This window comes from Paenibacillus sp. FSL R5-0713, assembly GCF_037973325.1.
Classification (GTDB): Bacteria; Bacillota; Bacilli; order Paenibacillales; family Paenibacillaceae; genus Paenibacillus.
Window position 1 is genome coordinate 5,424,802 of the sequence record NZ_CP150229.1, and the last position, 20,556, is coordinate 5,445,357.

Annotated in this window: 19 protein-coding genes; 6 read left to right on the top strand and 13 right to left on the bottom strand. The window is 47.5% G+C overall.

Annotation, left to right across the window (positions count from 1 at the left end; translation table 11 throughout):
• Positions 1-91 precede the first annotated feature (91 nt).
• The 3 genes from MKZ12_RS24175 to MKZ12_RS24185 all read left to right on the top strand — a co-directional run bounded on the left by MKZ12_RS24175 (position 92) and on the right by MKZ12_RS24185 (position 2,574).
• Positions 92-709 carry a pyridoxamine 5'-phosphate oxidase family protein gene (locus MKZ12_RS24175; protein ID WP_339257186.1) on the top strand — a complete coding sequence of 206 codons (618 nt, stop codon included), beginning with the start codon at positions 92-94 and terminating at the stop codon, positions 707-709.
• A gap of 178 nt (positions 710-887) precedes the next feature.
• On the top strand, positions 888-2,186 hold the full coding sequence (locus tag MKZ12_RS24180) for an aminotransferase class I/II-fold pyridoxal phosphate-dependent enzyme (RefSeq protein WP_339257188.1): 1,299 nt from the start codon (positions 888-890) through the stop codon (positions 2,184-2,186).
• A gap of 262 nt (positions 2,187-2,448) precedes the next feature.
• Positions 2,449-2,574 carry a YjcZ family sporulation protein gene (locus MKZ12_RS24185; RefSeq protein ID WP_206759599.1) on the top strand — a complete coding sequence of 42 codons (126 nt, stop codon included), beginning with the start codon at positions 2,449-2,451 and terminating at the stop codon, positions 2,572-2,574.
• Positions 2,575-2,747: 173 nt separating this feature from the next.
• Here the strand turns inward: MKZ12_RS24185 and MKZ12_RS24190 are convergent, their stop codons facing one another.
• From MKZ12_RS24190 to MKZ12_RS24210, 5 genes are all read right to left on the bottom strand, one after another.
• Positions 2,748-3,965 (bottom strand): ABC transporter permease, encoded by a 1,218-nt coding sequence (locus MKZ12_RS24190; protein WP_339257190.1) that lies wholly within the window; start codon positions 3,963-3,965, stop codon positions 2,748-2,750.
• A gap of 2 nt (positions 3,966-3,967) precedes the next feature.
• Positions 3,968-4,720, bottom strand: a complete 753-nt coding sequence (locus MKZ12_RS24195; protein WP_339257191.1) for an ABC transporter ATP-binding protein — start codon at positions 4,718-4,720, stop codon at positions 3,968-3,970.
• A gap of 27 nt (positions 4,721-4,747) precedes the next feature.
• Positions 4,748-6,121 (bottom strand): DEAD/DEAH box helicase, encoded by a 1,374-nt coding sequence (locus MKZ12_RS24200; protein ID WP_339237413.1) that lies wholly within the window; start codon positions 6,119-6,121, stop codon positions 4,748-4,750.
• Positions 6,122-6,556: 435 nt separating this feature from the next.
• Positions 6,557-7,330, bottom strand: a complete 774-nt coding sequence (locus MKZ12_RS24205; protein WP_339257193.1) for an SDR family oxidoreductase — start codon at positions 7,328-7,330, stop codon at positions 6,557-6,559.
• A gap of 56 nt (positions 7,331-7,386) precedes the next feature.
• Complete coding sequence (locus MKZ12_RS24210) at positions 7,387-7,845, bottom strand: chemotaxis protein CheX (protein ID WP_062837913.1); 459 nt, start codon at positions 7,843-7,845, stop codon at positions 7,387-7,389.
• A gap of 456 nt (positions 7,846-8,301) precedes the next feature.
• Between MKZ12_RS24210 and MKZ12_RS24215 the strand changes: the two genes are divergently transcribed.
• Together MKZ12_RS24215 and MKZ12_RS24220 are read left to right on the top strand one after the other, a co-directional pair.
• Entirely contained in the window at positions 8,302-9,204 is a 903-nt protein-coding gene (locus tag MKZ12_RS24215; protein WP_036605798.1) for a LysR family transcriptional regulator, read from the top strand.
• Positions 9,205-9,234: 30 nt separating this feature from the next.
• Positions 9,235-10,044 carry a histidinol-phosphatase gene (locus tag MKZ12_RS24220; RefSeq protein ID WP_339237417.1) on the top strand — a complete coding sequence of 270 codons (810 nt, stop codon included), beginning with the start codon at positions 9,235-9,237 and terminating at the stop codon, positions 10,042-10,044.
• A gap of 469 nt (positions 10,045-10,513) precedes the next feature.
• Here MKZ12_RS24220 and MKZ12_RS24225 read toward each other — a convergent pair whose 3' ends face one another.
• The 6 genes from MKZ12_RS24225 to MKZ12_RS24250 all read right to left on the bottom strand — a co-directional run bounded on the left by MKZ12_RS24225 (position 10,514) and on the right by MKZ12_RS24250 (position 17,214).
• On the bottom strand, positions 10,514-11,146 hold the full coding sequence (locus tag MKZ12_RS24225; RefSeq protein ID WP_339257195.1) for a GNAT family N-acetyltransferase: 633 nt from the start codon (positions 11,144-11,146) through the stop codon (positions 10,514-10,516).
• A gap of 167 nt (positions 11,147-11,313) precedes the next feature.
• Positions 11,314-12,045, bottom strand: a complete 732-nt coding sequence (locus tag MKZ12_RS24230; protein WP_339257196.1) for a metallophosphoesterase family protein — start codon at positions 12,043-12,045, stop codon at positions 11,314-11,316.
• Positions 12,046-12,309: 264 nt separating this feature from the next.
• Positions 12,310-13,284 (bottom strand): metallophosphoesterase, encoded by a 975-nt coding sequence (locus MKZ12_RS24235; protein WP_339257197.1) that lies wholly within the window; start codon positions 13,282-13,284, stop codon positions 12,310-12,312.
• Between the two features lie 175 nt (positions 13,285-13,459).
• Positions 13,460-14,224, bottom strand: a complete 765-nt coding sequence (sdhB, locus tag MKZ12_RS24240; protein ID WP_339237426.1) for a succinate dehydrogenase iron-sulfur subunit — start codon at positions 14,222-14,224, stop codon at positions 13,460-13,462.
• Positions 14,225-14,758: 534 nt separating this feature from the next.
• Positions 14,759-16,501, bottom strand: coding sequence for a succinate dehydrogenase flavoprotein subunit (sdhA, locus tag MKZ12_RS24245; RefSeq protein ID WP_253440597.1), 1,743 nt, complete (start codon positions 16,499-16,501; stop codon positions 14,759-14,761).
• Positions 16,502-16,545: 44 nt separating this feature from the next.
• A complete protein-coding gene (locus MKZ12_RS24250) occupies positions 16,546-17,214 on the bottom strand; it encodes a succinate dehydrogenase cytochrome b558 subunit (RefSeq protein ID WP_315937826.1) in 669 nt (222 codons plus the stop codon).
• A 295-nt stretch (positions 17,215-17,509) separates the two neighbouring features.
• Here MKZ12_RS24250 and MKZ12_RS24255 point away from each other — a divergent pair, with 295 nt between their 5' ends.
• Positions 17,510-18,433, top strand: a complete 924-nt coding sequence (locus tag MKZ12_RS24255) for a LysR family transcriptional regulator (RefSeq protein WP_339237432.1) — start codon at positions 17,510-17,512, stop codon at positions 18,431-18,433.
• 60 nt (positions 18,434-18,493) lie between these two features.
• Here MKZ12_RS24255 and MKZ12_RS24260 read toward each other — a convergent pair whose 3' ends face one another.
• Both MKZ12_RS24260 and MKZ12_RS24265 read right to left on the bottom strand, forming a co-directional pair.
• Positions 18,494-19,165, bottom strand: coding sequence for a TrkA family potassium uptake protein (locus MKZ12_RS24260; RefSeq protein WP_091020848.1), 672 nt, complete (start codon positions 19,163-19,165; stop codon positions 18,494-18,496).
• Between the two features lie 49 nt (positions 19,166-19,214).
• Complete coding sequence (locus MKZ12_RS24265; protein ID WP_339237436.1) at positions 19,215-20,555, bottom strand: TrkH family potassium uptake protein; 1,341 nt, start codon at positions 20,553-20,555, stop codon at positions 19,215-19,217.
• Position 20,556: the final 1 nt, after the last annotated feature.

Sequence of the window (20,556 nt, forward strand, 5' to 3'; positions counted from 1 at the left end):
AAATTGGATCTATTTCATTGTCAATGTATGAACTATTGTTATCCATAAGATATGGCGTTCTATTATACATTTCATTGATGGGGGAATACACATGAGACGGAAAGAATTCACAGTAGATGAAGAACAAGAAATTACGGCATTTCTGGATCAGTGCTCCTTCGGGTTTCTGGGGACGGTCAGTCCGGATGGACAACCACGGGTTACGCCACTGAATTTCGTTTATATGGACGGTTGCTTTTATTTCCACGGCAGTCTGGCTGGCGAGAAGATGAAACAGATCAAACAGGATTCGTCGGTCAGTTTCACGGTAGCTGAAGAATTCTCCTTGATTCCATCCTATTTCAGTGATCCTGAGCTTGCTTGTCCGGCGACTTCATTCTTCAAAAGTGTCATGGCCTTCGGTCAGGCAGAAACGGTTAAGGATCTGGACATTAAGGCTAAAGTACTGCAACGATTCATGGAAAAACTCCAGCCGCAAGGCGGATATGTACCGATTGATGCTACTGACCCGCGTTACACAGGCAACCTCAAAGCTGTAGCCGTTGTAAGAATCATCCCCGAACGAGTCACTGCCAAATTTAAATTCGGACAAAATTGGTCCATTGAACGCTTGGATCATATACGGGGTGAACTGGAACAGCGCAATGAGGGACGAGATGCTGAAACCGCTGAGATGATGCGGAAATATTGTCCATTTCATCAGCAATAAATTTCATTTTCAGAGGATTCATCCAAGGATAAATTCAGCTAATTCCCACCTCGAAACCCTCTGCAACAACGCGGTAAAGTGATATAACTGTCATATTGCGTAATTTCCGTGACGGGGGCATGTCAAGGTGATATAATGTTAGGCAGTTGAATCACAAAGACTTGGAAGGATGAAAAGAATGAATCCACTGGCTGAACAGTTGAACGAAAGTATTCAGACAGGCAGCAGTCACGTCTACTCCATGCTGTCACAGCTTGGCAAAGAAATTTATTTTCCAAAAGAGGGGATTTTGAGTCAATCTGCTGAAGCAGCAAGCTTGGCCAAGACCCATAATGCCACGATTGGTATCGCCCTGGAGGGTGGTGTGCCGATGCATCTCCAGGTTATTCAGGAGAAGCTGTCTGCATTCCAGCCAAAGGATCTGTATCCTTACGCTCCACCTGCAGGCAAACCTGAATTGCGGACCGTCTGGAGAGACAAGATGCTGAAGGAGACGCCTTCCCTGGAAGGCAAAACATTCGGCAATCCGATTGTAACCAATGCATTAACCCATGGACTAAGTATCGTAGCCGACCTGTTCACCGATGAAGGGGACGCTGTCATATATCCGGATAAAAACTGGGAAAATTACGAGCTGACCTTCGGCATCCGTCGTCATGGCCAGTTGGTTCATTATCCCCTGTTCGATGATCAATTGAACTTCAACAGTGACGGTCTGCTTCAGGCGTTGCTTGATCAAAAGGACAAAGGTAAAGCCATCGTGCTGCTCAACTTCCCGAATAACCCTACAGGTTATACGCCTGGAGCCAAAGAAGCAGATGCCATTGTAAACACGATTCATCAGGCAGCTGAAGCTGGCGTGAACGTGGTTGCTGTAACAGATGATGCGTACTTTGGGCTCTTCTTCGAAGATTCCATTCATGAATCCCTGTTTGGCAAGCTTGCCAACATTCATCCACGTGTGTTGACCGTAAAAGTGGATGGTGCAACCAAGGAAGAGTTCGTATGGGGCTTCCGCGTTGGATTCATTACGTATGCCCATGAAGATGCAGCCGTTCTGCATGCATTGGAACAAAAAACACTCGGTATTATCCGGGCAACGATCTCCAGCGGCCCGCATCCTTCCCAGACTTTTGTATTGGATGCACTCAAAGCACCGGAGTTTGAAGCACAGAAACAGGAGAAGTTCGAGATTATGAAAGGCCGCGCCAATAAAGTGAAGGCCATTCTCGATAGCGGAAAGTATGATGATGCATGGGATTATTATCCGTTCAACTCCGGTTACTTCATGTGCCTGAAGCTGAAAGAAGTTGGCGCTGAAGAACTTCGGAGCCACTTACTTCACAAATACGGCGTGGGTACAATCGCGCTTGGTGAAGCGGATCTGCGCATCGCATTCTCCTGTATTGAAGAATCCGGATTGGAAGATCTGTATGAAACCGTCTATCGTGGAGTTCAGGATCTGCGGACGACTTAGTTAAAACAGACCTGAACCCTGAATGATATAAGAACCCTCTGTATGCCGGGACGACGTTACATGTCTCCGAATATATAGAGGGTTCTTTTGGTTCTTTTTGTGTTTTACAACTCGCCAGATATCACTGCTACACCCGGACAGCTGCCCAAAAGCTCGAAATTCTGGCTTTACCGGGCATCGGCCCAATCAGCCCACCCCCAAGGCACATAGTATACGATGTACGCAAGGGCGTGCCAAACAACCACTTGAAAGGGGAATGACCATGTCTGGAGTTGAAGATACAAGAGGCGGTTATGGATGCGGCGGTTACGGAGGATTTACGAACACAGGTGCCATTCTTGTTCTGTTCATCTTGCTCGTTATTATCACGAAATCATTCCTCTGTTAGTACTAAATACACACACATGCGCGGAGAAGCAAGTGATCTGATGGCAACATGAAGAAGGGTATTCCGGGACACAGCCCGGAATACCCTTCTTTGTTGTTCTATTAATGATCACCGTCCAACTCAACCACCATCTGGGCTGGAGTGAGGTACATTAGGTTCAATCAATCATTCGTTCACTCATCTTCCTCTTCCTTCAACCACTTGTTGCCTTGCGAACGGCGCATAATCACAATCACCAGTATGCCCAAAATAAGCGCTACTCCGGTGACAGTCAGTCCACTCGCTCTGGCAGCCAGCATAGGCAGCCACATGAACAACGCAGCCAGCGCATGCAGATGGAATATGAACCCTAACACCTGAGAACGACGACTCTCTCCCGAGATCGGATAGATCATGATCCAGAACGATTCACTATGACTGCGGCGCAGCGCACCAAGCTGTACACCTGCAAGCAACAGGAAGAACAGATACACGCCTACACCAAAGTAACTGCCTGCTGTCCACCAGGATAGTAACATGCCCAATACAACTAGGCGCAACACGATGGAGAACACTTCGGTTCGAATAAACGTTTTGGTTATTAAGTAACGGTAAGCTTTCCCCGCGTTCCATGGAAGACCGCTCCCCCATTTGCTAAGCCAACGACGCGAACTTACTTTCTGTCCGGATGAAGGTACATCCACGAACCAGCCGAGCGTCCGCATCACCCTGCCAGCCTGCCCCTGCTCCACCTGAATCAGTCGTTCCCACGCTACCCTATGTTTCACCGGTATACGCAAGGCAACGATATAGACGACAGCCAGTAACAGCAGGAACCATATGCTGCGCTGTGGTGGTTGCCACAGCCATGCGCCAACCGCCAGCACTGACAGAGCCCAACGCAAGAGACGATATGCTCTTGATGCCCCGACCTGAACCATTCTTAGCTCTTGCCATGCTCCATAACTGGACAACCCTTTCCACAGCAGCAGGAATACGATGAACCAGCCAAATGGCCGTGCATCCAGATCTGCTCTAACATAGAGAGGCCACAGCGTAACAAACACAAGCAGCAGACCCAGACTTTTATAGATGATGCCCCGGGCAAAGCTGTTCTTCAAATATTCCTGCATCCGGTGTTCCTGTGGTCGCAGGAACACAATATCTGCCGGAAGCAGATATGTACGATAACTGCTAAACAGCACCAGTGGCGCCAGCAGTAACAATGCAATCCAGCGAATCGGGAATTCTGCGGGAATATTCTGAACAAACGATGTATACCAGGCGGAGAACGCAATGATGAGAAATAAAAAGACCATAGCTACACCGCTCTGGATGACATATCCCAGATAAGGAAGAATTCCGTTCCAGAATCCTGTGCGTCTTTGCTTCCATAGCAGCTTGAGATCCATGCTCAATCCCTGCCTTGTACGAGGGAATAGAACATGTGCTCCAGCGTGGCATCCGATTCCCCGAATTGAAGGCGCAATTCATGCAATGTCCCTTGAGCAATCACCTGTCCGCGGTGCAGAACAATAAAACGGTCACAGTAATTTTCAATCGTGGACAGAATGTGTGAACTCAGCAGGATGGATGATCCCGAAGCTTTCATCTCCAGCATAAAATCAAGCAAGGAGCGAATACCTAGCGGGTCCAGCCCCAGAAAAGGCTCATCAATAATGTACAGTGGCGGTCCTGCCACAAAAGCACACATAATCATGACCTTTTGCCGCATGCCCTTGGACAGGTGAGTCGACAGACTTGTACTTTTTTCATTCATACGGAATAATTGCAGCAATTTCTCCGTACGTTGCTTGAAGTCAGCCTCCGACACATTGTACGCTCTTGCCGTAAACTCCAGGTGCTCCATTACCGTCATCTCATCATACAGTTCAGGTGATTCCGGTACGAATGCCATGGCCGATTGATAGATCTGGGCATCCTCGTCCCGCTTCTTGCCCATCACTCGTACTTCACCCTGTTGAGGTGTCATCAAGCCGAGAATATGTTTCATGGTTGTACTTTTGCCAGCACCGTTTAAGCCGATTAGTCCAACCATCTCTCCACGTCCGACTTCCAGATCGATGCCGTGAAGGACCGGCCGTTTGGCACTATAACCTCCGCTTAGCCCGCTGATTTGCAGAACAGGCGATTGAACATTTTCCATCTATTCCTGCACCCCTTTCGTCAGATTCTATTCTTCGGAGCGTGGCGTTTTGTCTTTACTCCACTTGGGTGCTCCCTTGTTTTTACGATCCTGATCTCGCTCCGTGCGTCCTGTATTGCCAGCAGGTTTGCTGCCCGATGGACGCGAATTGGAAATCGTAGCTCGAGTACCGCCATTGCGGCTGCCCTGACCTGGTTTACGATCTCTGGATTGTCCTGGTTTTCTGGAGAACGAATGTCCCTCCGGGCGCGTATCCGGACGCGGATCAGCCTCCAATACTTTACCGCCGAAGAGTACACGTTCTGACAGTTCGATTCCAAGCTCGCGAGCGAATTTGCGCATAATGAAAATCTGAGTTTCATCCACAATGGAGAGTACAATACCCGAACGTCCCATTCGGCCTGTACGACCTGCGCGGTGAACATAGTGCTCCGAATCAAAGGCAGGGTCATAGTTAATGACCATTGGCAATCCTTCGATATCCAGTCCTCTGGCAGCGACTTCGCTGGCAATCAGCAATTGCAGTTTGCCATTACGGAAGGCAGACAATACGTTACTTCGGGTCACTTTGTCAGCATCCCCATACAGTGCAGCAGCGGACAAGCCCAGATGATTCATTTTTGCTTCCACTTCACCAATATCTTCGGTTGCATTCACAAATACGATTGCGCGATCCGGATTATACTGTCTAACCAGACGACGCAGCATGTCGATTTTGTTACGGTTTTCTTCTACAAAATAATAATGCTCAAGGCCCGCAGCCGTAGCGCGATCCGGTTCGATTCCGATCTGAACAGGCTCTTTCATCTCACGCTTCGCGAGTCCAGCCGTATGCTCATCAATCGTTGCGGACAGGAAGATCAACTGACGGTCCCGCAATGCGCTCTTGAGTACAAAGTTTACGTCACTTACGCCGCCAAGTTGGAACACTTGGTCCGCTTCATCGATAACAATCGTAGAGACGTTGTGCATTTTCAGTTTTTTGAGTGTAATCAATTCCTTCAGTCGTCCCGGTGTGCCCACAACCAATTGTGGATGCTCACGCAGCTTCTCGATCTGACGTTTTGCCGCCGCGCCACCAATCAGACCCAATACACCAATTTTGCGTTCTTCCCCGTAGCGCTGTGCCTCACGTACAATCTGCATCGCCAGTTCTTGTGTAGGTGCAATAACGAGTTTCTGCGTACCTTTGACATCCATTTTGATGGATTGTAGCATTGGCAGGAGATATGCCAGCGTTTTCCCTGTTCCCGTCTGGGATTTGGATACAACATCCCGGCCTTCCAGAATAACTGGTATGGTCTGAGCCTGTACAGGTGAAGGTTCGTTAATGCCATGTTTCGCCAAAACGGCCTCCAGATCCTGTTCCACGCCAATTGAAGCAAATGTTTGATTCGTCATGTATGTCCATCCTTTTAAATTATTCATTTTGATGTTATATAAGTTCAACTAATCATTATTTACACTGACACTTCGAGGACAGATCAACCTTCCGATCACTGTTATCCCCAGATTTTTTTGATTCCTTTTTTAAAAGGAAAAATCCGTTGATAAAGGTGAAGCATAAGCTTCCGATGCAGCTTTCTTTCAGAAAGCTTTTAGCTTCGCTTCTTCAGGTTATTTCTGTCCTCTCCGTTATTGTGTAAATGTTAGTTGAACATATAAGCTGCTTGTACGGATATAACCGAAGCCTGTCATCACATTACCTTTCATTATATGCGAAAAAAGCCCGCGTACCAAATCTTATTCCAGGATTGTATGTAAACACGCCAAAAAAAAGAAAAGCCCCTCGGCGGAGCCTTTCTCTCATCCCGTATATGATGCCTCGTATCACATTTACTTCTGATTCATTACACCGTGCGACAATCGATCTGCAAGACGAGGAAATAGCTGGTACAGCCATATGCCAGCAGAAGCAAGTCTTGGCAAATTCACTTCTTCCTTGCGCTTTTTCATTGCCCGAATCATATGACCCGCAACATCTTCCGGTTTCAACATCATCCAACGTACATTATTCACATAGTTGCCAGATGGGTCAGCCCGTTGGAAGAATGGTGTATCAATCGGACCTGGATTAATCGTTGTCACCATGACGCCAGTCTTGCGAAGCTCTTGACGAAGCGCATTACTAAATCCGAGTACAGCATGTTTCGTTGCTGTATAGGAAGCGGATTTGGCTGTACCGATTTTGCCAGCCATCGAGGCCACGTTCACAATCTGACCTTTGCCCCGTTCCAGCATTTGTGGAAGCACTGCTTTGGTGCAGCGGACAATGCCCATGTAATTCACGTCCATCATCTCATCGAATTCCTGTACAGACATCTCCGTCATTGCCGCGAATTTCCCGTAACCAGCGTTGTTCAACAAAATGTCGATTCGTCCGTATTTATGCAATATTGCCTCTACAGCTGCCTGAACCTGCTCACTATCCGTAACATCAAGTGTGAGTAATTCATGCGGCCCTTTCAGCGAAGCACCAATCTCTTCCAGCTTGTCCCGCGAACGGGCAGCCAGAATCGGGATGGCTCCTTCTTCTATCAGCATCTGCGCACACAGCGCACCGATACCACTCGATGCACCTGTAATAAACACTACCTGGTCTTTCAGCATACCCGATGTCCTCCCGTATTGAACACATATTGCCTCTTGAGGCATATGGCTCTATTCTACGAGATCATGACCTGAATATCCATCTCACCAATGCCATCCATCAGCAAAGGAATGCTCAGTGCTTTTGTTGCACTAAATGTGGTCAGATGTTCGGACTTCATCACTTGTGGAGGTGTAATATCAACTACAACACCCTGGTTCGACAGGATGGTGCTGGCATTACCACTGATCATATTACCCAGTTCCGAAATTGCACTTTTGCTCATTTCATCCATCTCTGTAATGACAAAACCGCCCATCATTGCAGATACAATTTTCAATGCAACTTGTTCATTGATTCCAAATACTATGTTTCCGCTAAGTTGTCCAGTCATTCCAATCACGATCCAGACATGGTCTGCAATGAACTCTACATTTTTCACGCCAAGACTCCCGGTGGAAGGCGAAACCTGGATGAGCTGTTCGAATACGTTCCGTGCCGATTCCAGGAAAGGATTAATCACTTCCGCTTTCACTGTCTATGTCCCCCTCACACTGGGTTATTGGTCACACACCAAAAGTCCCATATTCATTAAATTTATTATACTTTATCACGTACAAGAATTCATTAAGAATTCGTTAAATCATGTGTACTATAATTTATCGTCATCCGTGGGGCAAATGTTTATAGCTGATTCTAGCGAATAAACGGAGCTTTTCACTTCTTTTGAAGAAAGCATTTCGATCATCGTGCGTGGTAAAAGGCATTTAGGACTTTATTACTGCTTTTTCATAACTGTTAAAAAAATCAAATTCTTGTATTCACGTTTTTTTCACAGTCTCTTGAACTACTTTTACTCCCGATAATTCCCTTCATTGCTCTGCTGTCCTGAATCACCTATAATTTAAGATAACGGAACAATAACCAGTTACGGGATTTCATCGCACCACATCTACATATCGAAGATACTTTTCCTGCAAGGAGGCCACCTATGAACATAAGCCAACTGGAGACACTAATTACCATTTCCAAAACGATGAGCTTCCGCAAAGCGGGTGAACTTCTCAACTTGACTCAGCCTGCCGTCTCAGCCCAGATCAAAAGCCTCGAAGACGAATTCAGCACCGTTCTTGTGGATCGTAACCAACCCGTTACCCTCACAGACCGTGGACAGGTATTTCTGGAACATGCTGAACGGATGCTCGACATCGTTGATGAGTTGAAACAAAAATTATCCGATCTCGATGAAACGCCTCAGGGACGGATTGTGTTAGGCACAACGACTTCCATTGCTATTCAGATCTTGCCAAGGGTGTTATCCTATTTCCAAGATCAATTCCCGCTCATCAAAACCAGTATTCAATCCCTTCCTTCATCACAGATCTATACCCAGGTCGAAAATGGTCTGGTTGATATTGGTATCGGTTATCTCACGGAGCGTAATCCCAACCTGAATACGTCTGTGCTGTACTATGACACATTTGAACTCGTGGTATCTCCTTCCCACCCGCTGGCGAAGAAAAAACATGCTGCAGTGGATGTACTCCGGAGCACTCCCTTGATTCTGCTGTCTCCTGATACCGTAGGGCGACGATTTACGGAAACCATTTTCAAGAAACATAATATTGAACCCAATATTGTAATGGAGTTGTCCAGCAGCGAAGAAGTGAAACGGATGGTCGAAATTGATCTCGGGGCAGCTGTCATCTCCAAACAATCTGTTGCGCATGAGTTGCGTCAAGGTACATTGCGTATGATACCCTTAAGTGAGCTGGAGGTCAGTCATCCTGTTGGTGTCATCTATAAGTCCAGCCGGTACCTCAACTCCGCGATGCAGCAATTCATAAGTGACCTCAAAGGCATGCCGGAAACCCAATTCATCAGTTCAGAATGACAATGAGCCATGAGAAAGGAAGGATTCCATATGAAATTTGATCTTCATACCCATCATTTTCGTTGTGGTCACGCAGACGGCAACATCCGCGATTATATAGAGGCAGGTATTAAGGCAGGGCTTCAGGCCATCGGGATCTCGGATCATACGCCATACTTTGGCAGTGAGCTTGAGCAGGCATTTCCACGGATCGCAATGGGCAAGTCTGAATTGCAGCATTATGTGAAAGAAGTCCTTGCTCTGAAAGAGGAGTACGCTGGTAAAATCGATGTGTTACTCGGCATTGAATCGGATTACTTCCCTGTTCATGCAGAATTGTACCGTACCACACTGGGACAGTATCCTTTTGACTATATTATTGGTTCCGTTCATCATACCGAGGATGTAAGCATCTTCAACAAAACGCGGTGGAACGGACTGAGCGATGCTCGCAAAGTTGAAGTGAAAGAGAGCTATTATTCATTAATCCGGCAATCGGCACGCAGCGGCATGTTCCAGATTCTTGGACACATTGACGCGATGAAAGGAAATTATCCACCGTTCTCCGAAATTATCGCGGATCAGGCCATTGATGAAACGTTGCAGGTCATTGCAGAATCCAATGTAGCGATCGAAATTAACACATCTGGCAAAACCAAACTCAGCGGTGGCTGGTATCCTTCGGATGCCATTCTGGAACGCGCCCATCATTATGGGGTGAAGGTGACTTTTGGATCGGACGCTCATAAACCACAGCGGGTTGCAGATGAGCTGGATGATGTTCGTACACGTCTGCTGGAGATCGGATTCACTGAATGGGTGTATTTTAAGCAGAAACAGATGCAGGTTGTATCACTGTAAAAAATATAGAACCACAGGTAACCCCCACAGCGCGCTTGTTTACGCCGTGGGGGTTTTGTATTGCCCTATATAAGGAAATATAATTAAATTTTACACGATAACGAAGAGGACTGATTAACGTGAAGAAGCGAAGCGGTCGCCTAAAAGCTTTCTGAAAGAAAGCTGCATTGGAAGCATACGCTATCAACAGATTTACCCTTTTCAAAAGGGAATCAAAAAATCTGGGGATAACAGTGATCGGAAAGGTATTCTGTCATCGGAGTAGCCAGTGTATATACCATAGTTAACTTATATGGACAAAAAAAATGAACCCGCTCGCGCGGGTCCCAACAGCATTATCTATTATCAAAAAGGGGGTCATGAGATAAGTTTACCCCCTGTCTGTTAGAGTTCAATTGCAGCTATATTTCAATTGTGTAACAAATGATTGAAGTTCGATTCTTTCACGTTTTACTACTCTTACTCTATGTTATTGCGGCTTGTCAGATACCAGTGTGTGCAAGTCTTTCTCCTGAAGCGGGCGTACGTATTGTTCCCGATACATGCTATACACTTTAACATCCATCAAAGATTCTGATCCTTCGTCATCCTCATCATGCAATCCAAATGAGGGAAGACTCCGTTCGTAAGTCATTCCTATTTTGCTTAGCACCCGTTGTGACGAAACATTGGCCTCATAACAACGTGCCTCCACCCTCCACAGATGAAGATCGTCAAATCCAAAATGCAGCAGCCGCTGTACCGCCTCGGTAGCCACACCTCTGCCCCAACAGGACCTGTTCAGGATATAACCAATCTGTGCGGTACCATTCTGATCATTCCAGTGCTGGAACGAGGTAATCCCAATGACCTGTTCCTTACCTCTCCAGCAGATCCCATAATGTAACGAATCCAGCTTGGCACTGCTGCTTCGTATCTGGTTTAATAACCGTCTCGCCCTGATCGGTGTGGGCTGGCTTCCCCGATTCACATATCGTATGACTTGAGGATCGGAAAAAAGTTCCGATAATGTGCTGTAATCACTTTGACGCAATGCTCGCAGGACAAGACGCTCTGTCCACAAAGCCGGCAGACCTTGAACCAGCATTTTTCGGGTAAGCATGACAATCGCTCCTTTTGCCTAACGGGCTTGAGTCCGGTAAGACAAGCATGCTCTGAAGGTGATCCGGCGTAATATCATATAAACGAGTCCACGAACTTTAGTATTCGCATTATAGTATTAACATATTGCATCATTCAATTCCTAACGCTAAAGAGCCTAGGTGTTGACTACTCCTGCAACCCGCGGTAGATGCCCGTACGAATCTCACGGATATAGAAATCCAGTGCAGGAACATTCGCGGACTGTGCAATCTGTACTTCTCGCTCAATATCATAAGGTACCCGCACAAATTGAACATTGAACGGGGTATTGCTATCGTTGCTCTCTTCACCCTCCAGAATACAGTAGGAAGCCTGGGGAAGATCGAGCGGATTACCGACACTGCCTGCATTAAACAGTAATTTTCCATTCATATACTGCAAATATGCATTATGCACATCCCCATAACCTACAACATCTGCAACACCTTGCGCAGACTCATCAGTCGGAGAATCAAACATCGCCAATCTCTTTTCCATTGCGTCCCAAGGCTGCACACGATGGTACACACTTTGAGGTGATGCGTGGACCAGACGGATGGTGCGACCGCTCAGTTGAAATTGATGACTGAAGGGCAGGCTCGCCAAATACGCCAATCGTTCCTCACCCAACCGTTCTGCTTGCCACGTAAAGTTCTCGTTGTCCTGGTTAACCGCAACCAGTTCATCCCAGTTACCGCGGATGACAATTTCACACGCCGCTCTAATCCCATCCACAACCTGCACCGGTTCTGGTCCCTTGCCCACGAGGTCACCAAGACAAAAGATTCGCTTTACGCCGCGACTTTTGATATCTTCCAGCACTGCTTCCCAGGCAGTCATGTTGCCATGAATGTCGGATACAATCGCAATTCGTTCCATCTGGATAACCTCCATTCATGTTGAATCGTTCACTGTTGTACGTTTACACTTGCCACTCCGATGACAGAATAACCTTCCGATCGCTGTTATCCCCAGATTTTTTGATTCCCTACTTCAAAGGGAAAATCCGGAGATAGCGTATGCTTCCGATGTAGCTTTCTTTCAGAAAGCTTTTAGGCGAACACTTCGCTTCTTCACGTTATTTCTGTCCTCTCCGTTCTCGTGTAAAAAGTTTAGTTGAACTAATATGATCTCATATTCCTTTTATGTGGTTAATCCTTTAAGCTCAAAAACTGTTAATTCCGGTCTGCACAAAAAACGAATGGGCAGTTGGGTCATGCCAAAACCACGATTCACATACACGGGCATCTGTGTCTGAGTGGAGTAATATACCCCCTGGACATTCGTGTAATACAGCCCCTTAACATACTTGTGTGAACCTCGGGGAGTTGTCAGTGCCCCTACCCATGGAAATCGTACCTGTCCACCATGGCTATGACCGGAAAGCTGCAATCCGAAACCATAGGGCGTGGCAATGTCGGCATAATCCGGTTCATGCATAAGCAGCAATTTCCACACATCTTGATTCAATCCCTTGATGGCTTGGGCAGGATCAGGCCTGCCTGTAAGTGCGTCATCCAAACCAGCTATGGCCAGACGTTCGCCCCCTTGTTCAATCACCACATGTTCGTTCCTTAACAACTTGAACCCTGCTTCATGGAACATGGCAGCCACTTCATTCTGCTGTCCGCCCCGATAATCATGATTCCCCAAAACAGCAAATTTGCCATACTTGGCTTGCATGGAGGCGAGTACCGGAATACATTCACGCATCGGCTCTGATTCCCTCTCGACTATGTCTCCGGTAAAACAAATCAAGTCCGGTTGCTGCTCCTCAATCGTTGCCGCCAGCTTTCTCATCTCTTTCACTCCGGTATGAAAACCAAGATGGGCATCACTGAACTGAACTACACGCAATCCGTCAAACGCCTTTGGGAACTTCGGAAGTTTCAGTTCCACTTGCTTGATTTCCAGACGACGTGGCTCCCAAAGCCAGGCATAACCCCCGGTGAGCAAGCTCGCACCCGCCGTCATCAAAATCATGCGCAATAAGAAACTTCGGCGAGAGGGATCATGATCCTTTTCCTCTCCAGGAAATACAGACTCTTCTGAACCTGGTGACTTGTACGTGCGCTGGGACGACGAGTTTTTGCTACCCTGACGCGGTGTCTCTGCCATATCTCCCTCTCCTTCTACGCTCCATATCCATCCCCTTAGTATATCATATTCTTCATGGGTAGCCCGGTTCCTCTGCTTCAGCACAAAAAGAAGCCGGGATCTCCGGCATGTTGCTGCACGGGATCACGACTTCTACTATGTTGCAGATTACACTTCTGCACCTGTTATGACGAGATTATACACCCAACCAGCGTTTGAACATATGCTTGGTTGTTTGTTTGTTCATTTCCGCAATGGAGGTTGTCAATGGAATGCCTTTTGGACAGGATTGCACGCAGTTCTGTGAGTTACCACAGCCCTCAATGCCTCCGTCTTCCATCAACGCTTCCAGACGATCGTCGGCGTTCATCTCCCCTGTTGGGTGAGCATTGAACAGGCGCACTTGGGACAGTGCTGCTGGACCGATAAAGTCTGTTTTCTCATTAACGTTCGGGCATGCCTCAAGACATACACCACATGTCATGCATTTGGACAGCTCGTATGCCCACTGACGCTTCTTCTCAGGCATCCGTGGACCTGGACCGAGGTCATAGGTACCATCAATTGGAATCCATGCTTTTACGCGTTTCAGGGCGCCAAACATCCGGCTACGGTCAATGACCAGGTCACGAACCACCGGGAAGGTCTTCATCGGTTCAATACGAACAGGCTGTTCGAGCTTGTCGATCAGGGCTGCACATGCTTGACGTGGCTTGCCGTTGATAACCATGGAGCAGGCACCACAGACTTCTTCGAGACAGTTGGAATCCCAGCATACAGGAGCAATGGATTTGCCATCTGTATTGACCGGATTACGCTGAATCTCCATCAGGGCGCTGATCACATTCATGTTGGGACGGTACGGTAGCTCAAATTCTTCGTTGTACGAAGATGACTCCGGGCTGTCTTGACGGGTGATGATAAACTTGACGGTTTTGTTGGCTGTAGCTTGTTCCGCCATATCGTTGTCCCCTCCTCTGGTGACGATGATTGTATTGCTGATGCGCAAAATAGTTTGGTGCACGGGAGACGCTTCGTCAGCGGAATGCCCCTCTGATCGCTGTTATCCCCGGATTTTTTTGATCACCCCTTCACAGGGTTAAAATCCGGTGATAAAGGCGAGCGCTTTGCTTCTTCTGGGCATTTCCGCTTCCTCCGCTACGTCGTGCACTGAGTCACTTTGCTGGAAACTGCACTCCATTCATGCTGGATGGGCAGTATTGAAGTGCTGAAGCATTGCTAGGCGCTATGCTTCTTCTGAGCATTTCTGCTTCCTCCGCTACGTCATGCACTGAGTCACTTTGCTGGAAACTGCACTCCATTCATGCTGGATGGGCAGTATTGAAGTGCTGAAGCATTGCTAGGCGCTTGCTTCTTCTGGGTATTTCCCTCACGTTGATGGCAGTAACTTTGAAGAAGGCTCTGCTTCTCCAAAGTTCTCCTGCCTCTCCGTTCAGGTGCTTAATATTTAACCTTATAAATAAATCCGTGATATTTAATCCTTGGAGTAATCCCGGATACGTGGTGGGATCAGGGATACGTCTACTGGCTCGTACGAGATTTTCGGGCCTTCCTTCGACCAGCTTGCGATGGTCGTTTTCAGGAACTCTTCGTCATTACGTTCCGTGAATTCCGGTTTGTAATGCGCGCCGCGGCTTTCGTTACGGAGCAGAGCGCCGAGGGTCATTGCTTCTGCCAGTTCAATCATGTTCCACAATTGACGGGTAAACGCTGCACCCGGATTGTTCCAACCAGAGCTATCGTACATGTTGATTTTGCCATAACGCTCTTTCAATTCCTTGATCTTGCCAATCGTGGCTTCAAGCTTATCGTTGTAGCGTACAACCGTCATGTTGGCTGTCATCCACTCTCCAAGCTCTTTATGAATAACATAGGCATTTTCTGTACCCTGCATTTTCATGATACCTTCGTATTTATCGCTTTGTTGTTTGGTGTGTTTCTCAAATACGGAAGAAGGGATATCCGCGGACGATTTTTTGAGTCCTTTGATATATTCAGCCGCTTTTGGTCCAGCCACCATACCACCATAGATCGCGGATACCAATGAGTTGGCACCCAGACGGTTTGCACCATGGTATTGATATTCACATTCACCAGCTGCGAACAGCCCTGGAATGTTGGTCATTTGGTTGTAATCTACCCACATGCCGCCCATGGAATAATGGACTGCCGGGAAGATTTTCATTGGGATTTTACGCGGGTCATCGCCCATGAACTTCTCATAGATCTCAATGATTCCGCCCAGTTTAACGTCCAGTTCCTTCGGATCTTTATGAGACAAGTCGAGATAAACCATGTTCTCACCGTTCACGCCCAGCCCCATATCCACGCAGACGCTGAAGATCTCACGTGTTGCAATATCACGCGGAACCAGGTTTCCGTAGGAAGGATACTTTTCTTCGAGGAAGTACCAAGGCTTGCCGTCTTTGTAAGTCCAGATCCGTCCACCTTCACCACGCGCGGATTCGGACATGAGACGCAGCTTGTCATCCCCTGGAATGGCTGTTGGGTGAATCTGAATGAACTCCCCGTTTGCGTAATTTACACCTTGTTGATACACGGCACTTGCCGCTGTACCTGTGTTAATGACCGAGTTAGTCGTTTTACCGAAGATGATACCCGGACCACCACTCGCCAGAATAACCGCTTCTGCCGGGAAGGTCTGCACCTTCATCGTTTTCAGATCCTGAGCTACAATCCCGCGACATACGCCTTCATCATCCAAAACCGCCTGCAGGAACTCCCAGTTCTCATATTTCGTAACCAGGCCCGCTGCTTCCCAGCGACGTACCTGCTCGTCTAATGCATAGAGCAATTGTTGTCCTGTTGTCGCTCCGGCAAATGCGGTACGGTGATGCTTCGTGCCCCCGAAACGACGGAAATCAAGCAAACCTTCCGGTGTCCGGTTGAACATTACGCCCATACGGTCCATCAGGTGAATGATACCAGGTGCTGCTTCGCACATCGCTTTAACCGGAGGTTGGTTCGCAAGGAAGTCACCGCCGTATACCGTATCGTCAAAGTGTACCCATGGGGAGTCACCCTCACCCTTGGTATTTACCGCTCCGTTAATGCCGCCTTGTGCGCATACAGAGTGGGATCGTTTAACAGGAACCAGTGAAAATAAATGAACATGGACTCCGGCTTCAGCCGATTTGATCGCCGCCATCAAGCCCGCGAGACCGCCGCCCACAATAATTACATTCGTTGATGCCATTGATGTTCACTCCCTTATAAGTCAGCATTTAACTCGATAAATGCTTAGATTAGAACTGTTTTTACTACGTCAACCATTGAAGTTACTGCTTGGAAATCCATGCTCCGGAAAGCGAACAAGGAAGCAATAAACATAATGGAGATAATACCGAACAAGCTCATACATACATAAGAGGACACACGCTGCGCACGCGGACCCACGGTAATTCCCCAGCTAACAAGAAACGACCACAGACCGTTGGCAAAGTGGTAGGATGCCGCAACTACACTGATCAGATATAGAATAAATGTTACCGGGTTCATCACGATATCGTGAATAACACCGCCTAGCTGTTCGTGGGTGACTGTACCCAACGCAACCTGCACCCGCGTCTCCCATACATGCCAGATAACGAATACAAACGTAATGACACCACTGACACGCTGCAACGTATAACGCCAGTTGCGCTCATTGCCATAACGTCCCACGTTAGGCTTGGCCTGATAAGCAATATACAGACCGTATACACCGTGATAGAACAACGGTAACCAGATAAGGAGCGTTTCCAAAACAATAACCAGTGGCAGACTGTTCAAGAATGCAACAGCACCGTCAAAAGCTTCTTTGCCGCCTTCAACTGCCGAGAAGTTCGTCACCAAATGCTCAACAAAAAACAAACTGAGCGGAATGACGCCAAGCAAGGAGTGCAGCTTTCTGGAGTAAAACCCTTTCATAAAATGTCGATCCCCTTTCGCTAAATACAACGTTTTCATAAATAATTTTACTTATCATGACACGAATCCTTTTCCATGAAAAGGTTCGACAAATTGTTCCGTTTTCCCCAGGTGTGAACAACTTGTGTCACGCTTCATGTTACTCCTTTTTTTCTTATAAGGGAATTGCAATATAATTATTAAATGTTATAACCTATAGGTATAAGTAGTGAAACATTGGGTTTACAGGCCATACAACATGGAAAACGATTAATCAAGGGCAAGAATCACACTCATGGAAAAGAGGTCATTGTTCATGTTCGAGGAGTTAAATGCATTTGCAGCGGTTGTGGAGCAGTCCAGCCTGAACCGTGCATCCAAGTTACTGAACTTGTCCCAACCCGCACTCTCACGCAAAATATCCAAATTGGAGGATGAACTCGGGGTCGCTCTCTTCCACCGCCGCGGCAAACGACTGGAGTTAACCAGTGTGGGCCAGTTCGCCTATACCTTCGCGGTTGAACAGAAGCAGCAGCAACAGAAATTCCTCACCATGCTCGCCCAGTATAAAGACGAAGAACAGAGCACCATTACACTCGGAGCCAGTCTGACGACGCTTCAAACCACGTTGCCACCTCTCGTCAATGCCTTTATGGAGAAACATCCAAATGCCGAACTAAAACTGTTGACGGGAAAAACACATGAGATTGTCTCGTTTGTGCGTGACAAAAAAGCCGATGTGGGCATTGTCGCCTCCTCCATCAGTGAAGTGGGGCTTAACTGTGTGCCGCTCTTTGATGATCACCTGGAACTGGTTGTGCCGCTCACACACCCCCTGTCCGGTAAGGAAGCCGGGATGGAGCACTTGCAGGATCTTCCAATGATCACGTTCTCCAAAGGTACCTGGTATCGCAAATTAACGGACGACCTCTTTCAGCGCTGTGCCGTAATGCCGGATATTCGCATGGAGATTGATTCCTTCGAAGCGATCATCCGACTTCTGCCTTCCGCCAAAGCTGCTGCGCTATTGCCCAAGTCATATCTTCGTCCGCAATTGCTCGCGGACAATGATCTTGTTTCTGTTCATTTGCCACAATTACAGCAGACCCGAAGAACAACCTGCATGATCTATGGGGATAAAGAGGGCCTCAGCGAGACATCCAGACAATGGGTCAAGGAGACGGTTGCACTCTTTACAGCAAAGGCGCCATTGCCCTCACGGAGGACTACGACGCCTTAGCTTTGATCTGAATGAGCCAGGCTCCAACGTCTGGCTTTCATTTTTAACTCATGATGATTATCAGCTCTCCTGGCTAATAACCTCTTCTTCAAATCGGTCGATATCTGCATTATTACCAATAATGACCATGATATCCCCCATCTGAAGCGAGTCTAGTGCTGTCGGAGCAATAATGACTCCGGCTTCTTTCTGTAGCGCCACAATGCTGCAACCAAAGCGTACACGTGCATTCAGGGTTGATAGTGTTTTGTTGTGCAGACAGGCGGGAACCTTCATCTCGACAATACTGTAATCATTGGATAATTCAATGTAATCCAGCAAGTTCGGGGTAACCAGCTGGTGGGCAACCCGAATGCCCATATCCCGCTCGGGATAAACCACACGATCAATCCCCAGCTTATCCAGTGCTCTTCCGTGAAGAACGGATATGGCCTTGGCTACGACCGTCTTGACGCCCAGTTCTTTTAACAGGATCGCGGTGAGAATGCTCGTCTGAATATCATCCCCGATAGCTACGATACCACAATCAAAATTGCGAATACCCAGAGAGCGTAACACTTCCTCATCAGTCGCATCGGCTACAACGGCATGGGTGACCAATTCACTCATGTCTTCGACGACTTCTTCATTTTTATCGATACCGAGTACCTCGTAGCCGAGTTCCATTAATTCCTGTGCCAGACTGGAGCCAAAACGCCCAAGCCCAATCACCGCAAACTGCTGTGTTTTCATTGTTCTTCACGAACCCCTTATCCAAATCAAATTCATAACTCACCAAATTTTATCCAATAATCATTTTGCCTTCCGGATACCTGTATAACTCCTTACCCTTTTTCTGCCCAAGTGCATACGCTAATGTAATAGGTCCAAGCCTTCCTGCAAACATCGTAAAACAGATCAGGAGCTTGCCCAGAGTGGTCAGCTTCAGCGTCAGTCCGAGCGATAATCCCACGGTGCCAAAGGCTGAAGTTGTCTCAAATAGGATCATCATAAAACTGGCTTCTTCTGTGGTGCTCAGCACCATTGTTACGGCTATGATGAACAAGAGCGCCAGTAATGTAATGGTAAGTGCCTTGAAAATCCGTTCCTGTACGAGACGATAGCGGAAAAACACGATATCTTCACGTCCACGCATCATCGCAATGACCGCTCCAGCCATAATCATAAATGTCGTTGTTTTGATCCCGCCTCCGGTAGAGCCCGGTGATGCCCCAATGAACATCAGGATGATCATAAAGAACTGCGTTGCCTGTCGGAGCCCGGCAATATCTACCGTATTGGCTCCTGCTGTTCGCGGCGTAACGGACTGGAAGAATGAACCGAGAATTTTGCCACCCCAGTTCAGGCCACCGAGTGTCCGCGGATTGCTGAATTCGAATACGAAAATGACAAGTGCACCAAACACAATCAACAATCCAGTCATTAACAGGACAACTTTGGAGTGCAGGGACAGCTTTCGCGTTTTGCGGTAATCCACCAGGTCTGACAGCACCACAAAACCGATACCACCAGAAACAATCAGGAACATCGCTGTAAAATTCACCAGCGGGTCATATACAAACCCAGTGAAACTGCGAAAATCACCGAACATATCGAATCCGGCATTGTTGAACATAGAGATGGCATGCCAATATCCATAATAGATCGCCTGTCCGACCGGCATGTCAAATGACCAGCGAATCGCAAACAACGTGCCACATATGCCTTCGATAATAAGCGAGTAGATCACAACTTTGCGAATTAGCCGGACAATGCCCTCCATCGTGCTCTGATTCATCGCTTCCTGCAGAATCAGCCGTTCTCTAAGCGAAATCCGCCGTTTGAACGCAATGGCAACCAATGTAGACATCGTCATGAAGCCCAGTCCGCCAATCTGAATCAAGATCGCAATGACAACCTGACCCAGCACTGAGAAATGAGTTCCAGTATCCACCACAACCAAACCCGTGACACAAACGGCCGAAGTTGCTGTAAAGAGCGCATCAATAAACGCAAGACTGTCGCCGCTACGGCTGGATGCCGGAAGCATTAATAGCAATGTGCCTACCAAAATGATGCCAGCAAACCCTAACACAAGAATACGGGGTGGCGATAATCGCATCCATTGAACATTCAGTTTCACT

What these genes read in the sequence shown, in the direction of transcription:
- MKZ12_RS24175 (WP_339257186.1), top strand. Translation starts at nt 92, where the DNA reads ATGAGACGGAAAGAATTCACAGTAGATGAAGAACAAGAAATTACGGCA.
- MKZ12_RS24180 (WP_339257188.1), top strand. Translation starts at nt 888, where the DNA reads ATGAATCCACTGGCTGAACAGTTGAACGAAAGTATTCAGACAGGCAGC.
- MKZ12_RS24185 (WP_206759599.1), top strand. Translation starts at nt 2,449, where the DNA reads ATGTCTGGAGTTGAAGATACAAGAGGCGGTTATGGATGCGGCGGTTAC.
- MKZ12_RS24190 (WP_339257190.1), bottom strand. Translation starts at nt 3,965, where the DNA reads ATGGATCTCAAGCTGCTATGGAAGCAAAGACGCACAGGATTCTGGAAC.
- MKZ12_RS24195 (WP_339257191.1), bottom strand. Translation starts at nt 4,720, where the DNA reads ATGGAAAATGTTCAATCGCCTGTTCTGCAAATCAGCGGGCTAAGCGGA.
- MKZ12_RS24200 (WP_339237413.1), bottom strand. Translation starts at nt 6,121, where the DNA reads ATGACGAATCAAACATTTGCTTCAATTGGCGTGGAACAGGATCTGGAG.
- MKZ12_RS24205 (WP_339257193.1), bottom strand. Translation starts at nt 7,330, where the DNA reads ATGCTGAAAGACCAGGTAGTGTTTATTACAGGTGCATCGAGTGGTATC.
- MKZ12_RS24215 (WP_036605798.1), top strand. Translation starts at nt 8,302, where the DNA reads ATGAACATAAGCCAACTGGAGACACTAATTACCATTTCCAAAACGATG.
- MKZ12_RS24220 (WP_339237417.1), top strand. Translation starts at nt 9,235, where the DNA reads ATGAAATTTGATCTTCATACCCATCATTTTCGTTGTGGTCACGCAGAC.
- MKZ12_RS24225 (WP_339257195.1), bottom strand. Translation starts at nt 11,146, where the DNA reads ATGCTTACCCGAAAAATGCTGGTTCAAGGTCTGCCGGCTTTGTGGACA.
- MKZ12_RS24230 (WP_339257196.1), bottom strand. Translation starts at nt 12,045, where the DNA reads ATGGAACGAATTGCGATTGTATCCGACATTCATGGCAACATGACTGCC.
- MKZ12_RS24235 (WP_339257197.1), bottom strand. Translation starts at nt 13,284, where the DNA reads ATGGCAGAGACACCGCGTCAGGGTAGCAAAAACTCGTCGTCCCAGCGC.
- sdhB (WP_339237426.1), bottom strand. Translation starts at nt 14,224, where the DNA reads ATGGCGGAACAAGCTACAGCCAACAAAACCGTCAAGTTTATCATCACC.
- sdhA (WP_253440597.1), bottom strand. Translation starts at nt 16,501, where the DNA reads ATGGCATCAACGAATGTAATTATTGTGGGCGGCGGTCTCGCGGGCTTG.
- MKZ12_RS24250 (WP_315937826.1), bottom strand. Translation starts at nt 17,214, where the DNA reads ATGAAAGGGTTTTACTCCAGAAAGCTGCACTCCTTGCTTGGCGTCATT.
- MKZ12_RS24255 (WP_339237432.1), top strand. Translation starts at nt 17,510, where the DNA reads ATGTTCGAGGAGTTAAATGCATTTGCAGCGGTTGTGGAGCAGTCCAGC.
- MKZ12_RS24260 (WP_091020848.1), bottom strand. Translation starts at nt 19,165, where the DNA reads ATGAAAACACAGCAGTTTGCGGTGATTGGGCTTGGGCGTTTTGGCTCC.